This is a genomic window from Bosea sp. Tri-49 (genome assembly GCF_003952665.1).
GTDB lineage: Bacteria > Pseudomonadota > Alphaproteobacteria > Rhizobiales > Beijerinckiaceae > Allobosea.
In genome coordinates this window covers 3,511,800-3,527,395 of record NZ_CP017946.1, presented here as the reverse complement: position 1 = coordinate 3,527,395, position 15,596 = coordinate 3,511,800, and the positions used below count along the sequence as shown (strand labels likewise).

The window sequence follows — 15,596 nt, the reverse complement described above, 5'->3', positions numbered from 1 at the left end:
CGGCGCGGCTCAGCGCTCGATCTCGCGGTTCCAGCGGCGCGTCCACTCCTCGCGCTTGTCGTTGGCGACATCCCAGTCGACGGCCTTCAGCAGCTTGACCTGCTCGCCATAGGGCAAGCCTTTCTGCTGCTCGGGCGTCAGCGTGACCTTGGTGTTGGCCGGCCCCGACCCGCCGCCGACCGCCATGACGACCTGGACCGGCGGCGTCAGCATGTATTGCAGGAAGGCGTTGGCTTCGGCGGCGTTCTTCGAGCCCTCGACCGGGCAGCCGGCGATGCCGAGTGCGTAGCCGCCTTCCTTCGGATAGACGAATTCGGCCGGGAAGCCGGTATCGGCGAAGGACTTGACGCGGCCCGAGCCCCAGACGCCGATCACGGCCTGGCCGTTCTGGAAGAGCTCGGTCATCTTCGCCGGCGACGGCTCATAGGCGAGGACGTTGGCGTTGATCTCGTCCTTGATCGTCTTGAAGCCGGCTTCGATCTTGGCCTCGCCGCCACCGCCGAGTTGCGCGAAGGCGATCAGCGCGTGCAGGCCGTAGGTGTTGTTGATCGGCGGGATCACCAGCTTCTTGCGGAACCTGGCGTCCTTGAGATCGGTCCAGGAGGTCGGCGCCGGCCACTTGTTCTCCTCGAAAGCCTTCTTGTTGTAGAACAGGCCCGTCGCGACCATGCCGAGGCCGATCGCCTTGTTCGACTTGAACTTCATCACCGGAGCGACATCGGCATAGACCGCTGCGTCGGTCAGCGTGCCGCAGAAGCCGAGCGAGACCGCCTGATAGGCCGGGCCATCATCGACGATGATGACGTCGATCTGCTGGTTGCCCTTTTGTGCCTGAAGCTTGGCGAGCGTGTCGGTCGAATTGCCGGCGACGTACTCGACCTTGACATTGGCCTGCTTCTCGAAGGCCGGGATGACCTCCTTGCGCATGACCTGCTCGTAGGAGCCGCCATAGCCGGCGACGTAGAGCGTCTTCTGCTGCGCGAATGCGACGGAGCCAGCGAGCGCGGTACTGGCGACGAGCGCAAATGTGATGGTCGATTTCATGGCTTCCCCTCCTCGTTTTCGAGTGATGCGCCAAGGTCGGGGGAAGTTTCGAACTGGTCAAATCGAATGATTCGAGCAATCCATGTCGAAATGTTATGATTTGGACAGAGGCCTGAACCATGCTGAATCCGCGCCAGATCGAGGCTTTCCGCACGGTGATCGTGACCGGCGGCGTGACCGCCGCGGCTCATGCGCTGCACATCAGCCAGCCGGCGGTGACGCGCCTGATCCATGACCTGCAATATGCGCTCGGCCTGAAGCTGTTCGCGAAGCGCGGCACGCGGCTCGTGCCGACCAACGAGGCCCTGTCGCTCTATCGCGAGGTCGAGCGTCAATTCGTCGGGCTGGACCGCATCGAAAGGGCTGCAAAAAGCCTGCGCGACGGAGAGTCCGGGCGACTGAGGATCGCGGCGCTGCCGACCTTCAATGTCGGCTTCCTGCCGCGCATCCTCGGCCGCTTCATGCTGGACCGGCCGGGGCTGGAGGCAGCCGTCTACGGCAGCATCTCGTCGCAGGTGGTCGATTGGGTCGCGAGCGGCTTTTGCGATGTCGGCTTCGCGCAGGGCCCGCTCGACTTCCCCAATATCGAGGTGGACATGCTGGCGCCCGTGTCAGGCGTCGCGGTCCTGCCGGAAGGCCATCGCCTGACGGAGAAATCCGTGCTGGAGCCGGCGGATTTCATCGGCGAGCCCTTTGTCTCGCTCGAGCAGACCACGCCGATGCGGTATCGCATCGACGCGGTTTTCTCATCCGCCGGCATTGCGCGGCAGGCGCGCGTGGAAACGCCGCTCTCGATGATCGCCTGCGGGTTGGTTGCCGCTGGTGCCGGTGTGGCGATCGTCGACCCGTTCACCGCTTTCGAATTCCACGGCCGTGGCATCGTGGTGCGACCGTTCAGGCCCGCTGTCCTCTACGAGATCGGCGTCGTCTGGGCGAGCGGCCGCTTCAGGTCCGCCTTGGCGCTCGACTTCGTCGACGCAGTGCGCGCGGCCGTCGGGGAGAGAGCCGACGAAGGAACCGCGGCTGCCGCTTGCTTCTCGCCAAAGTGTGAGTAGCTCACCCTCTAAGGGAAGACGCGAGTTGCGGATCCTGGTGAGCCGCCTTCAAACGGACATTCAGAATCTGCGCAGCAGAAGAGTGATTCAACGTCGCCCCATGCGCGACGCCGACATGTCGCCCCGAGAATTTTCTCCAATCCGCCGAGTGCGAAACACCCTAGCTCAGCACCATCATGCTGGGAGAGGCCTCCATGTCGACTGTTCCGATCGTACTCGCCAATCGTGCCGGCACCTCCGGCATCAAGTCGCTCTCCGAACAGGATCCCTTCGCTGTTGGCCGGGGGGTCGTCTGGAGCGGCGCGCAGGATCTGGCAGTGGGGAGCGCTGCGTTCTCCGGCGCGACGGAAACTGCGGCCTTCCCGCACACGGAGGTACTCGTCGTCACGACCGGACGCCTCGACTTTTCGCTCACGGACGGCAGCAAGCGTTCGATCCAGACCGGCGAGAGTATCGTGATCGCGCGTGGCACAGCTCTGCGTGTCGAGGCGGCGCCCGGTACGAGCTGGGCCTTCTGCGCCAGCACCGGCGATGCTTCCGCAGCGCCCGGCGTGACGGAGTTGCCGGCCGATGCGCCGCTTTCGCCCTCGTCACCGCCTCCATCCAATCTTCTCGAAGGGCCGGTGCCACAGTGCCGCAGCTTCAACGCCTTCACCGACGAGGCATCGCGTTTGCGGGCCGGCATCTGGGATTCGACGCCGTATCGGCGCGTCCTGCGCCCGCAGCCCGTCAACGAGCTGATGCACATCCTCGTTGGCAGCGTCACGCTCACCGGGGAGGACGGGCGTCCGGTTCAGGTCAAGGCGGGCGAGAGCGTATTCGTCCCCTATGGCACGCAATGCGCTTGGGACAGCGATGAGCATCTCGCCAAGGTCTATGTCGTCCAGGAGGTCGGAGCGTGAGCGCCCCGGGGCCCGGCGCCATGGCCGGGATTACCAATGGTTGAAGTCGCCGCACCGGAAGCGCTGACGCTGCGCGAGATCGGGATCGGCGACGCGGCGCTCGGCGCGGAGCTGTCGCGGCGCGTCGGCTGGCCGTATCGCCGCGAGGACTGGGAGTTCGCGATCGGACTCGGCGGTGGCGTCGTCGGCGTGCGAGACGGCAAGCTCATCGCCTCGGCCCTGTGGTGGCCCTATGGCAAGAGCCATGCGACGCTCGGGATGATCATCGTCGCGCCCGAGGCGCAAGGAAGCGGCATCGGCCGGCGTCTCATGCAGGCCCTGCTCGTGCAGGCCGAAGGGCGCTCGCTGATGCTGAATGCCACAGCCGCCGGTGAGCCGCTCTATGCCAAAAGCGGCTTCCGGCCCTGCGGTGGCGTACGCCAGCAGCACGGGCACGTGCTCGCCGTTGCCGCGCCGCAACTTGGCGCTGGCGAGCGGCTGCGTCCGGCAAGCTCCGCCGACCTTCCCATTCTGGAGCGTCTCGACCGCGCCGCGACCGGCTTGGAGCGCGGGCCGAGCCTTGCGGCCCTGCTGGGATGTGGCGAGTGCCTGGTGTTGGAGAGGGCCGACCAGCCCGTCGGCTTCAGTATCCTGCGGGCCTTCGGCCGCGGCCATACGATTGGCCCGGTCGTGGCGGTTGACGAAGCCGACGCGCGCACGCTGATCGCCTGCTGGCTGCATGGCCGGACCGGCCAGTTCATCCGGGTCGATCTGCAGCTCGGCTCCGGGCTCGGCGATTGGCTGGCGCAGCATGGTCTTGCACCGGCAGGAGACGTTGTCGCAATGGTGCGCGGCGATCTGCCGGCCGCGCCCGGCCCGGCGCGCCTCCATGCCCTGATCAATCAGGCGCTCGGCTGATGTCCGCGAGGTCGACACGATGACGCTACTGCTCAAGTCCGATGCCGCCCGCGGCGAGGAATGGACGCGGCTATTGGCGCAGAAGGCGCCCGAGCTGCCGTTTCGGATCTGGCCGGATATCGGCGACCCCGCCGATATCCGCTATCTTGCCGCCTGGCTTCCGCCCGACAACCTGCTCGGCCAGTTCCCTAATCTCGAATTGCTGGTCTCGGTCGGCGCCGGTGTCGACCAGCTGAACCTGGCTGACATACCGCCGCAGCTGCCGATCGTGCGGATGATCGAGCCCGGCCTCGTCGACAGCATGGTCGAATACGTCACCATGTCGGTCCTGGCCCTGCACCGGGATCTCGTCCCCTACATCGCGGCACAGCGCGAACAGGCCTGGAAGCCGCTCCGTATCAGGCCGACGTCAGAGCGCCGAGTCGGCGTGCTCGGGCTCGGCATGCTCGGCAAGGCCTGCGCGCTGAAGCTCGCCGAATTCGGTTTCGAGGTCGCCGGCTGGAGCCGTTCGCGGCATAAGGTCGACGGCATCGAGACCTTCGCCGGCGATGACGAACTGCCGGCCTTCCTCGCCCGCACCGACATCCTGATCTGCCTGCTGCCGCTGACCGATGCGACGCGCGGCCTGCTCGGCGCCGAGCTCTTCGCCCAGCTGCCGCAGGGCGCGATGCTGGTCAATGCCGGCCGGGGCGGCCATCTCGATCAGGATGCCCTGCTGGCGGCGCTGGACAACGACCATCTCGCGGCGGCGGTGCTGGATGTCTGCGAGCCGGAGCCGTTGCCGGCAGGGCATCCGCTCTGGAACCATCCCAAGGTCCTGCTCACGCCGCATATCGCCAGCCGCTCGCGCTCGGAGGCCTCGCTCGACATCGTCCTTGAGAACCTGCGGCGCCACCAGGCGGGCGAACCCCTGATCGGCCTGATCGACCGCCATCGCGGCTACTGAACGAGGTCCTGCATGTCGATTGTCGCTCTCGAAGACCGCAGCCTTTTCGTCGGCCGCGCCCTGATTGGCGGCGAGTGGGTCGGCGCCGCCTCCGGCGAGGAACTGCCGGTGCGCGATCCGGCGACGGGCGTCGAGATCGGTACGATTCCGGCCTGCGGTGAGGCGGAAACCAACGCGGCTATCGCCGCAGCGGAGGCTGCGTTTCCGGCGTGGAAGGCGCGGCCGGCGACCGAGCGGGCCGCTTTGCTGGAGCGCTGGCACGACCTCGTGCTGGAACACCGCAAGGACCTCGCCCGCATCATGACGGCCGAGCAGGGCAAGCCGCTGGCGGAAGCCGAGGGCGAGGTGCTCTACGGCGCCGGCTTCATCAAATGGTTCGCCGAGGAGGCGCGCCGCGTCTATGGCAGCACCGTGCCGGCGCCGACCGCTGACCGCCGCATCCTCGTCCTGAAGGAGCCCGTCGGTGTCTCCGCCGCGATCACGCCCTGGAACTTCCCCAATGCGATGATCACCCGCAAATGCGCGCCGGCGCTGGCCGCCGGCTGCCCGATCGTGGTGAAGCCCTCGGAGTTGACGCCCTTTTCGGCGCTGGCGCTCGGCGTGCTGGCTGAGCGCGCCGGTTTCCCGCCCGGCGTGATCAACATCGTCACCGGCCTGCCGCAAGGGGTTGGCGCAGCGCTGACGCAGAATCCCATGGTGCGTAAGCTCTCCTTCACCGGCTCGACCCGGGTCGGCGCGCTGTTGATGCGGCAATGCTCGGATACGCTGAAGCGATTGAGCCTCGAACTCGGCGGCAACGCGCCCTTCATCGTCTTCGATGACGCTGACCTCGACGCAGCCGTCGCCGGTGCCATCGCCAGCAAGTTCCGCAATGCCGGCCAGACCTGCGTCTGCGCCAACCGCATCCTGGTGCAGGACGGTATCCACGACGCTTTCGCCGATCGCCTCGCCAAGGCGGTCGCGGCGATGCGGGTCGGCGATGGGCGTCAGGCCGGCGTCACCATTGGCCCGCTGATCAATGCGGCGGCCGTCGAGAAGGTCCACGCGCATCTCGACGATGCGCTCACGCTCGGCGCAACGCGCGTCGCCGGGGCGCAAGGCGAGGTCGACGGTTCCCGCTTCGTGGTGCCGACGGTGCTGACCGGCGCGACCACGCGGATGCGGTTGGCCAATGAGGAGACCTTCGGTCCGGTGGCGCCGCTATTCCGCTTCCGACACGAGGACGAGGCGATCGAGATCGCCAACGGCACGCCCTACGGCCTTGCCGCCTATTTCTACACCGAGAATCTGAAACGCTCCTGGCGTGTCGGCGAGCGCCTCGAATTCGGCATGGTCGGCCTCAATACCGGCTCGGTCTCGATGGAGGTGGCGCCCTTTGGCGGCGTCAAGCAGTCCGGCATCGGCCGCGAGGGTGGTGCGACCGGCATCGAGGAGTATCTCGAGCTGAAGAGCTTCCACATTGGCGGGCTGGCGTCCGCCTGACGGACAGGCCGAAGCACGATCTGCCGATCGCGTGCCCGAATTGGGCAGGGGATATCAAAGCGGCGCACCAAAGCCACCGCACTCCCCGGCCGGCCGCTCCTAGCCTCTACCGATAGGCGCTATTGCGCCAGTAGAGGACGAGGCGGTCCATGCTCCAGTCTGTTTCCAGTCCTGCCGCCCGAGCGGCCGAGCCGCAGAGCCCTGGCATCCGCCGGGCGCTGGTCCATATCGAGCGGCATTTCACCGAGGCTCTCTATCTCGACGATCTGGCGGCCGTGGCGGGCCTCAGCGTCTGCCGCTTCGTCACCGTCTTCCGCCGCCAGGTCGGCTTGACGCCGCACCGCTTCGTCTGCCGGCAGCGCGTGCGCTATGCGCGGGTGCTGCTCGCCGATGGCGTCCCGGCGGCGCAGGCCGCGCTGGACGCCGGCTTCTTCGATCAGAGCCATCTCTCGCGCCATTTCAAGAGCGTCTACGGCACGACTCCCGGCCGCTATCTGCGCGAGCAGGTGCAGTCCCCGCCATCGCGGGCCGGCCGGATCGCCTATCCGGCGCCCACTGCCTTCTCTCCCGTTCCGACTTCCCGTCCTGCCTGAGGTCTCGCCATGAGCGTCAATTCCCTCGAAGCTCTCGATCGCCGCCACTGGGTCCATCCGGTCGCCAACTGGGCCGGCCATGAGAAGCGCGGCGTCACCGTGATGAAGTCGGCCAAGGGCGCCTTCGTCACCGATGCCGACGGCCATGAGCTGATCGACGGCTTCGCCGGCCTCTGGTGCGTCAATGTCGGCTACGGTCATGACAGCATCGTCGAGGCGGCCGCCCGCCAGATGCGCGAGCTGCCTTATGCTACCGGCTATTTCAGCTTCGGCAGCGAGCCGACGATCCGGCTTGCCGCCAAGCTCGCCGAGCTCACCCCCGGCGATCTCGATCACATCTATTTCTCGCTGGGCGGTTCGGATGCCGTCGATAGCGCGCTGCGCCTGATCCAGTTTTACTACAACGTCACCGGCCGGCCGACGAAGAAGGCGATCCTCTCACTTGAGCGCGGCTATCACGGCTCGAGTTCGACGGGCGCGGGCGTCACGGCGCTGCCGGCCTTCCACGCCAATTTCGACTTTCCGGCGCATGTGAATCACTACGTCGCCCCGCCCTATGCCTATCGCAGCCCGACCGGCTCGGGCGACGCGGCGGTGATCGCGGCGAGCGTCGCCTCGCTGCGCGCCAAGGTCGCGGAGCTCGGCGCCGAGAACGTCGCGGCCTTCTTTTGCGAGCCGGTGATCGGTTCGGGCGGCGTCATCGTGCCGCCGAAGGGCTGGCTCAAGGCGATGCGCGAGGCGGCAGCCGAGCTCGACATCCTCTTCGTCGCCGACGAGGTCATTACCGGCTTCGGCCGTACCGGCCCGATGTTCGCCTGCGAGGCTGAAGGCGTCGTGCCCGATATGATGACCATGGCCAAGGGGCTGACCTCGGGCTATGCGCCGCTCGGCGCGCTCGCCATCGGCGAGAAGGTCTACCGCGCCATCGCCGACAACGCGCCGGCCGGCGGGCCGATCGGCCATGGCTACACTTATTCGGGCCATCCGGTCAGCGCCGCCGTCGCGCTCGAAGTGCTGCGCCTCTACGAGGAAGGCGGCATCCTCGCCAACGGCCAGCGCGTCGGGGCCTATTTCGAGGAACGCCTGGCGACACTCGCCGATCATCCGCTCGTCGGCGAGGTCAGGGCACGCGGTCTGCTCGCCGGCGTCGAACTGGTCGCCGACAAGGCGACGAAGCAGAAGCTCCCGCGTGAAGCGAAGCTGCCGGACCACCTCTTCGCCCGTGGCTACGCCAATGGCGTGATCTTCCGCGCCTTCGCCGACGACATCATCGGCCTTGCGCCGCCCCTTTGCTGCAGCGAGGCGGAGATCGACCTGATCGTGACGCGGCTGCGCAAGACGCTCGACGAGGTCATGGCGCTGCCGGAGGTGGCGGCGGGCCTGGCGATGGCGAAGGCGGCGTGAGATTTGCTTGCTCGGCTACGCCGCCGTTCCTTGTCGGAAGGACGCGAGAGCCTCTAGGGTGTCGCAAGGCGGCTCTGGCATGAGGCATTCGTCGTGACACCGGGTGTGCGGCTCGACCGCATCGACATGAAGATCCTGATCGAGCTGCAGAACAACGGCAGGATGACGAACGTCAATCTGGCCGATGCGGTGGGGCTGTCGCCGAGCCCGTGCCTGCTGCGGGTCAAGCGGCTGGAGCAGGCCGGCTTCATCTCCGGCTACGGCGCGACCATCAACCTGCAGAAGCTCGGCGAGACGATCACCGTCTTCACCGAGATCACCCTGGCCGACCACACCAAGGAATACTTCATCCGCTTCGAGACGGCGCTCCGGCGCGTCGACGAGGTGGTCGAGTGCCATATGGTCAGCGGCGGCTACGATTATCTCGTCAAGTTCGTCACGCGCGGGCTGACCCATTACCAGTCGCTGATCGAGACGCTGCTCGACCGCAATATCGGCATCTCCAAATACTTCAGCTACATCGTGATCAAGTCGCCGATCCAGAAACCGGGCTATCCGCTCCCGGTGCTGTTCGGCCTGTAGCGCTCAACCCAGCGCCTGGGTGACGAGGCCGAAGGTCCGCGCCTGACCGCTCGGACCGTGATTGCGGCCGCGGATCATCGTCGTCACCGTGTCGAAGACGGTCATGCCGCAATCTTCGAGGAAGCCGCCGAACTTGCCCTGCTCCTGGGCGGTGTCGGCACGCAGGAACTGGCCGTCATGGGCGAGTACATGCGGCCGCACGAGCGCGATCGCCGCCTCGTCGCTCTCGGCGACGACAGGGCCGACGACATGGCCGCGGCCGAAACGGCGGCAGAGCGCGAAGCCGACCAGCGCGCCGTCCCGCTCGATCACCGTCCCGGTTGCGAGCTTCATCAGCGCTGCCATCACACGCGAGCGGTCGGCGCCATAGGCGTCGGCGTCGAGCCGGGCGATCGCCTCGCCGTCCGCGGCGGTCACCGGGCGGACAGCGAACTCGTCGGGCGCAGCACCGGCCGGCGCCTGGACGCGGCCCTGATGCTGGAAGATCCGGCCGATCGGCTGGAAGTCGAGCGAGCGATAGAGGCGGTAGCCGGCGCGCGTCGCATTCAGCCTGAGGTCGCGATCGCCCGCCTGCTCGAAGATCGTGTCCATCAGTCGCCGCCCGGCGCCCTGCATCTGCAGGCGCGGTGAGGTGATGACCATGCCTACCGTGGCGAAATGCGGCCCGTACGGCCACCACATCGCCGAGGCCAGGGCCCGGTCGATCGCGTCGCAGGCGACGAAGCCGTGCCCGACCTCCAGCACGAAGCGCCAGTCCTCCGGCCGATGCGGCCAGCTGACACCGACGGAGAGCTGGTGCGCCTGGGAGATATCCGCTTCTGTCATCGGCCTGATGGCGAGCTCGTAATCGAGCCGGCGCCGAGCCGTATTGTAAGCCACCGCTGCAGGCCTCGTTGCTTGAATACGGGCCGACTATAGGCGGGCAGCAAGGGCCGGAGAACTGCAAAATCGTCCAAGAACCTGCCGGGTAAGGCGGTATTCTCGGCGGCTGGAGCCGGCTCGACCGGCGAAATGATATCCTTGCCGTCCTGTCCGAAGCACTGAGGCCCTGTCTTCCATGAAGCTCGAACCTTACTGGCTCGCGACGGCGCCGAGATTCACCGCCGGCTCTACGGCTCCGATCGCCGGCAAGGTCGATGTCGCCATCGTCGGCGGTGGCTTCACCGGCCTGTCGGCAGCGCTAGCTTTGGCGAAGTCGGGGGCGAGCGTCGCCGTGCTGGAGGCCGGGCGCGTGATCGGCGAGGCCTCCGGACGCAATGGCGGGCATTGCAATAACGGCCTCGCGCATGATCTCGGCAGCCTTGCCGCCAGCCTCGGCGAGGAGAAGGCGGTCGCGCTCTATCGCGCCTTCGACAGCGCTGTCGACACCGTCGAGGCGCTGGTCGCGCGCGAGGCGATCGATTGCGATTTCATCCGCACCGGCAAGATCAAGCTCGCCGCCAAGCCGGAGCATTTCGCCAAGCTGGAGAAGAGCGCCGTGCTGCTGCGGCGCACGGTTGAGCCGGACCTGGCCGTCGTGTCGCCGTCCGAGATTCGCCGCGAGATCGGCTCGGACGGCTTCTTCGGTGGGCTGCTCTATCCGCGCAGCGCCCATATGCATATGGGCCGCTTCGGCGTCGGCCTCGCCGAGGCGGCGGCGCGCAATGGTGCGGCGATCCATGAGAATGCGGCGGTGACCGGACTCGAGCGGCTGAGCGGCCATGCCCACCGCGTCGTCACCAGCCGGGGGACGCTGGAAGCCGGGCAGGTGCTGCTCGCGACCGGCGCCTCGCGCCGGGGGCCCTTCGCCTGGCTCCGGCGCCGCATCGTGCCGGTCGGTAGCTTCATCATCGCGACCGAGCCGCTCTCGCCCGAGCGCGCCGCGGCGATCATGCCGACACGGCGGACGGCAACAACGACCAAGAACATCGGCAACTATTTCCGGCTCACACCTGACAACCGGCTGATCTTTGGGGGGCGGGCGCGCTTTGCGCTGTCGAGCCCGGCCTCGGACGCCAAGAGCGGCGCGATCCTGAGGGTCCGCATGCTGGAGCTCTTCTCGGAGCTCGCGGATACGCGCATCGACTATTGCTGGGGCGGGCTCGTCGACATGACGGCAGACCGGCTGCCGCGCGCCGGCGAGCGCGACGGCATCTTCCACGCGCTCGGCTATAGCGGCCACGGCACCCAGATGTCGGTGCATATGGGGCAGGCCATGGCCAGGGTCATGGGCGGCGAGACGAAGGCGAACCCCTTCGCCGGGCTCGACTGGCCGGCAGTGCCCGGCCATTTCGGCCCGCCATGGTTCCTGCCCTTCGTCGGCGCCTATTATCGCTATCAGGACTGGCGACACTGAGCCCGCTCCGGTGCTCACGGACGAAAAGTCCGCTCCGCTCCGGTTCTCGACGACCACGCCAGTCGACTCACCAGAGCGCGCTCCAAAGCGGCCTCTGATGGAGCCTTCTACGTGTCCTTCTTCTGTCCGCTCATGGCGAGCAGGACGAGCAGGAAAGAGGCGACGGTCAACAGGGTCGAGATCGAGGCGATGGTCGGGTCGATCTCGTCGCGCAGGGCGGTGAACATGCGCTTGGTCAGGGTCTGGTACTGACCGCCCGACACGAAGAGCGCGATGATCGTCTCGTCGATCGCCGAGATGAAGGCGAAGACGGCGCCGGCGAAGACGCTGGCCTTGATCTGCGGCAGCGTCACGGTGAGGAAGGCTCGCAGGCGGTTCATGCCGAGGCTGCGCGCCACCATCTCCTGCGTCTTGTCGAAGCTCTGCAGGCCGGCGACGACCGAGGTGATGACATAGGGCAGGCCGAGCATGACATTGGCCAGCACCAGCCCGGTCAGCGTCTGGATCAGGTCGAGCTTGGCGTAGACGAAGAAGATGCCGATCGCGACGATGATGATCGGCACGATCAGTGGCAGCATCAGCACCATATGCAGCGAGCGCATCAGCCGGTTCTGGGCGTTGCTGATGGCATAGGCCGCGGCAGTGCCGAGCGGTGTCGCGATCAATACGGTCAGCACGCCGAGCATCAGGCTCATGCGCGTGCCCTGCATCCAGTTCGGGTTGCCAAAATACTCGGCGTACCAGCGCAGCGAGAGCGCCGGCGGCGGGAAGGTCAGGAAGCGCGTGCTCGAGAACGACATCGGCACGATGATCAGCACCGGCAGCATCAGGTAGATCAGGACGAGCCCGACGACGAGGCCGAAGGCGAGGCGCGGCAGCAGCGAGGTTTTCATTTCTGCCCCAGCATCTTGTCGAGGGGGATGATGCGGCCGACGGCGGCGAAGATCGCGAGTACGCAGGTGAGGAGCACGACGCCGACCGCGCTCGCTGCTCCCCACTGCGCGTAAAGCTCGACATTGCGGCTCACCACCATCGAGATCATCACGGTGCGCCCGCCGCCGAGCAGCTCGGGCGTGATGTAGAAGCCGAGCGTCAGCACGAAGACGAGAGTCAGCCCCGCGACGACGCCCGGCAGCGACAGCGGCAGGAAGATGCGCAGGAAGCTGTAGAGCGGGCCGCCGCCGAGGCTGGCGCCGGCGAGCATCAGCTCGCGCGGAATCTTCTGCATGGTCGAGTAGAGCGGCAGCACCATGAAGGGCAGGAGGATGTGCACGGTCGCGATCACCGTGCCGAGCTCGTTGTGGACCATCGCCAGAGGCTCTGTGATCAGTCCGAAGCGTTCGAGCAGCTGGTTGGCGACGCCGGTTCGCTGCAGCAGCACGAGCCAGGCATAGGCGCGCACCAGCACGCTGGTCCAGAACGGCAGCATCACGCAGGCCAGGATCAGCACGTTCCAGGGCCGCTTGGCGTGGGCCGCCGCATAGGCGACCGGATAGCCAAGAAGCAAGGTGAGAACCGTCACCATCAGGGCGATGCGGAAGGTCAGCGCGAAGCTGCGCCAGTAGACCTCCTCGGTGAAGATGCGGCGGTAGTGCTCCAGCGTGAAGCCGTTGTCATAGATCGACTGGGCCGCCAGCCAGCCGACCGGGATCACCACCAGCGCGACGATCACCAGCACGGCAGGCGCCGCGAGCAGCGTCATCAGCGCCTGCTCGCGGCGCTGATGGGCGAGGGATGGATCGATCGCGCTCACGAGCCGTCTGCTCCTGCTCTCACGAGGTCGGTGTCATTCCGGAGCGATCCGAAGGATCGAGCCTCAGAATCCAGAGCCGATGCGTTCGATCGAGAGAGGGGAGGCGAACTCCCGATCTGGAACCGGCATCGTTTCTGGATTCCGGGCTCACCGTTTCGCGGCGCCCCGGAATGACAGGGTTGCGCTGTGCTTATTTCTGCATGAACTGCAGCCAGCGCTTCTCGGCCGCCTCGCCGGCCGGCGAGGTCCACCAGGCATAGGACATCAGGGCCTGCACCTTGGCATTCTCGGGCGCACTCGGCAGCTCCTTGACCCGCGCCTCGGAGATGACCTTGGTGTCGTAGGCCTTCGGGTTGGCCGGGCCGTAATCGATATGCAGCGGCAGATTGGCCTGGTGCACCGGGTCGACCGCCTCGTTCAGGAACTTGATCGCGGTCGGCAGGTTGGGCGCGCCCTTGAGCACGCAAAGCGAGGTGCTCTGCAGGATGCCCTGGTTGTAGGTGTAGGTGACCTTGGCGCCTTCCTTGGTCAGCGCGCTGATGCGGCCGTTCCAGGCCATCACCATGTCGACCTCGCCGTCATTGAGGAGCTGCGCCGATTGGGCGCCCGAGGTCCACCAGACCGTGATGTTCGGCTTGATCTCCTCGAGCTTCTTGAAGGCGCGCTCAACATCGAGCGGGTAGAGCTTGTCGGGCGCGACGCCGTCGGCCATCAGCGCCGCTTCCAGTGTCGCGAGCGGGTGGTTGCGCAGCGAGCGGCGGCCCGGGAACTTCTTCACGTCCCAGAAATCGGCCCAGCTCTTGGGCGCCGAGGCCGCGTCCGGGAATTTCTTCAGATTGTAGCCGAGCACACTCGAATAGAACTCATAGGCCACCGAGTAGTCGCTGCGGTACTCGGCCGGCATCGCTGCTGCGTTCGGGATCTTGCTGAAGTCGAGCTTCTCGACGATGCCCTGCTCGCCGCCGCGCAAGCAGAAATTGGTGGCGACGTCGACGACGTCCCAGGTCGGCTTACCCGATGCGACCTGCGAGCGCATGATCGGCCAGGCATCGGGCACGCTGTCCTGGTTGATGGTGATGCCGAGCTTCTTGGCGCTCGGGTCGAGGATCGCGATGGTCTGCGCCTTCTGATAGGCGCCGCCCTGCGAGACGAACATGATCTGCTCGGCCGCCATGGCGGAGCCGAGCAGCGCGAGGGATAAGCCTGCTGCGGCGCAGGCAGTCCGGATCTTCAAGCTCTTAGCCATGTCCTGTTCCCCTGTTGTTTTGGATCGGAGCTTCGAGGCCTACCGTCCGATCGCGTCTAGAAACTGGTACCAACCGGCGACCAGGCGGACGGCCGGTTCTCGAAGTGGGTAGAAGGGCACGGGCCGCATGCGGCCGACGTCGAGCAGCCCGACATCGGGGCGCTCGCCGCGCGCAAAGGCAGCGAGATAGCGCCCCATCAGGCTCGACATGGCGACGCCGGCGCCGTTGTAGCCCATGGCGACCATGACTCGGTCGTCGACGCGTCCGACATGCGGCACGGAATCGAGCGTCATCGCGACGAGTCCGGACCAGGAAAAGGCCAGCGGCACGTCGGCGACCTGCGGGAAGATGCCGACCATCGCCTTGTGCAGGGCGGCGAAGGCGGCGGCGGAATCCGTCTTGCCGAAGGCGCCGCGGCCGCCGAAGACGATCCGGTCGTCGACCATGCGGAACCAGCGCATCATCCGCTTGGTCTCGGTATAGGTCCGGCCTGTCGGCATCACGCTGGCAGCGAGGTTCGGCGAGAGTTTCTGCGTCGCGATGATCGCGCTGCGGAACGGGATGAGCGTGCGCTGGTATTCGCGGGTCGCGGGCGTCAGGTCTGAGTAGCTGTTGGTGGCGATGATCGCCTGCCTGGCCCGCACCGTGCCCCGCGGCGTCTCGACCAGCACGCCGTCGCGTTCGCGCTTGAGGCTGAGTGCCGGCGTCTGGCTATGGACGGGGATGCCCTGCGAGGCCACGCCGCGGGCGAGGCCGCGCAGATAGCTGAGCGGGTGGATGCCGCCCGAGCCGGCATTGAGCACGCCGCCGACGAACCCGGCGGAACCGGTCTCCTCACGCACCTGTCCGGCATCGAGCACGGTCATCGTGGTGTCGCCGAGTTCGGCGCGCAGCCACTGCGCTTCCTTCACCGCATAGGCCAGCGTCTCGTGGTTGTGCGCCGCCTTGACCTGGCCGGCGCGGGTCAAGCCGGCGTCCGCGATGCCATGGGCGCCGACCAGCTCGGCGACGATGTCGGTCGCCTCATGGGCGATGTCGTACATGCGTTTCGCCATGTCCCGGCCATGGCTGGCGGCGATCGCCGGGAAGGACAGGCGAAACTTGGCGGTGATGACGCCGCCATTGCGCCCGCTCGCACCCCAGCCGGGCTCGTTCGCCTCCAGAACTAGTGGCGCAAGGCCGCTGGCGGCGAGATGATGGGCGGCCGAGAGCCCTGTATAGCCGGCGCCGATGATCACGACGTCGGCCTGCGCATCGCCGGCGAGCGCCGGCAGCGCCTGCAGCGGCGATGCCGTCGCCCGCCAGAGCGAGGGCGCGGCGTCGAGGGCCTGCCAGGATGTCGGCGCGGCCGTCACG

General features: G+C 67.1%; 15 protein-coding genes. 9 read left to right on the top strand and 6 right to left on the bottom strand.

Annotation, left to right across the window (positions count from 1 at the left end; all coding sequences use genetic code 11):
• Nucleotides 1-9 precede the first annotated feature (9 nt).
• Nucleotides 10-1,044 (bottom strand): ABC transporter substrate-binding protein, encoded by a 1,035-nt coding sequence (locus BLM15_RS17190; RefSeq protein ID WP_126113896.1) that lies wholly within the window; start codon nucleotides 1,042-1,044, stop codon nucleotides 10-12.
• Between the two features lie 119 nt (nucleotides 1,045-1,163).
• Here BLM15_RS17190 and BLM15_RS17185 point away from each other — a divergent pair, with 119 nt between their 5' ends.
• The 8 genes from BLM15_RS17185 to BLM15_RS17150 all read left to right on the top strand — a co-directional run bounded on the left by BLM15_RS17185 (nucleotide 1,164) and on the right by BLM15_RS17150 (nucleotide 8,905).
• Nucleotides 1,164-2,099, top strand: coding sequence for a LysR substrate-binding domain-containing protein (locus BLM15_RS17185; protein WP_126113895.1), 936 nt, complete (start codon nucleotides 1,164-1,166; stop codon nucleotides 2,097-2,099).
• A gap of 194 nt (nucleotides 2,100-2,293) precedes the next feature.
• On the top strand, nucleotides 2,294-3,001 hold the full coding sequence (locus tag BLM15_RS17180; protein WP_164547545.1) for a cupin domain-containing protein: 708 nt from the start codon (nucleotides 2,294-2,296) through the stop codon (nucleotides 2,999-3,001).
• 36 nt (nucleotides 3,002-3,037) lie between these two features.
• Nucleotides 3,038-3,898 (top strand): GNAT family N-acetyltransferase, encoded by an 861-nt coding sequence (locus tag BLM15_RS17175; protein WP_126113893.1) that lies wholly within the window; start codon nucleotides 3,038-3,040, stop codon nucleotides 3,896-3,898.
• 19 nt (nucleotides 3,899-3,917) lie between these two features.
• A complete protein-coding gene (locus BLM15_RS17170; RefSeq protein ID WP_126113892.1) occupies nucleotides 3,918-4,844 on the top strand; it encodes a 2-hydroxyacid dehydrogenase in 927 nt (308 codons plus the stop codon).
• A gap of 12 nt (nucleotides 4,845-4,856) precedes the next feature.
• Nucleotides 4,857-6,326, top strand: a complete 1,470-nt coding sequence (locus tag BLM15_RS17165; protein ID WP_126113891.1) for an NAD-dependent succinate-semialdehyde dehydrogenase — start codon at nucleotides 4,857-4,859, stop codon at nucleotides 6,324-6,326.
• A 149-nt stretch (nucleotides 6,327-6,475) separates the two neighbouring features.
• A complete protein-coding gene (locus BLM15_RS17160; protein WP_126113890.1) occupies nucleotides 6,476-6,919 on the top strand; it encodes a helix-turn-helix domain-containing protein in 444 nt (147 codons plus the stop codon).
• 9 nt (nucleotides 6,920-6,928) lie between these two features.
• Nucleotides 6,929-8,323, top strand: a complete 1,395-nt coding sequence (locus tag BLM15_RS17155; RefSeq protein ID WP_126113889.1) for an aminotransferase class III-fold pyridoxal phosphate-dependent enzyme — start codon at nucleotides 6,929-6,931, stop codon at nucleotides 8,321-8,323.
• A gap of 105 nt (nucleotides 8,324-8,428) precedes the next feature.
• Nucleotides 8,429-8,905 (top strand): Lrp/AsnC family transcriptional regulator, encoded by a 477-nt coding sequence (locus BLM15_RS17150; RefSeq protein WP_210212003.1) that lies wholly within the window; start codon nucleotides 8,429-8,431, stop codon nucleotides 8,903-8,905.
• 3 nt (nucleotides 8,906-8,908) lie between these two features.
• Here the strand turns inward: BLM15_RS17150 and BLM15_RS17145 are convergent, their stop codons facing one another.
• Entirely contained in the window at nucleotides 8,909-9,730 is an 822-nt protein-coding gene (locus tag BLM15_RS17145) for a GNAT family N-acetyltransferase (protein WP_206438678.1), read from the bottom strand.
• A 232-nt stretch (nucleotides 9,731-9,962) separates the two neighbouring features.
• Here BLM15_RS17145 and BLM15_RS17140 point away from each other — a divergent pair, with 232 nt between their 5' ends.
• On the top strand, nucleotides 9,963-11,240 hold the full coding sequence (locus tag BLM15_RS17140; RefSeq protein ID WP_126113886.1) for an NAD(P)/FAD-dependent oxidoreductase: 1,278 nt from the start codon (nucleotides 9,963-9,965) through the stop codon (nucleotides 11,238-11,240).
• 107 nt (nucleotides 11,241-11,347) lie between these two features.
• Here BLM15_RS17140 and BLM15_RS17135 read toward each other — a convergent pair whose 3' ends face one another.
• The 4 genes from BLM15_RS17135 to BLM15_RS17120 form a co-directional block, all read right to left on the bottom strand.
• Complete coding sequence (locus BLM15_RS17135) at nucleotides 11,348-12,133, bottom strand: ABC transporter permease (RefSeq protein ID WP_126113885.1); 786 nt, start codon at nucleotides 12,131-12,133, stop codon at nucleotides 11,348-11,350.
• The gene (locus tag BLM15_RS17130) at nucleotides 12,130-12,942 is read right to left on the bottom strand and encodes an ABC transporter permease (protein ID WP_126116229.1); all 813 of its coding nucleotides are present in this window, start codon (nucleotides 12,940-12,942) and stop codon (nucleotides 12,130-12,132) included. Before BLM15_RS17130 ends, BLM15_RS17135 begins: the two co-directional genes overlap by 4 nt.
• Nucleotides 12,943-13,183: 241 nt before the next feature.
• Complete coding sequence (locus BLM15_RS17125) at nucleotides 13,184-14,167, bottom strand: ABC transporter substrate-binding protein (RefSeq protein WP_236846762.1); 984 nt, start codon at nucleotides 14,165-14,167, stop codon at nucleotides 13,184-13,186.
• Nucleotides 14,168-14,278: 111 nt separating this feature from the next.
• Nucleotides 14,279-15,595, bottom strand: coding sequence for an NAD(P)/FAD-dependent oxidoreductase (locus BLM15_RS17120; protein ID WP_126113883.1), 1,317 nt, complete (start codon nucleotides 15,593-15,595; stop codon nucleotides 14,279-14,281).
• Between the last annotated feature and the right edge of the window lies 1 nt (nucleotide 15,596).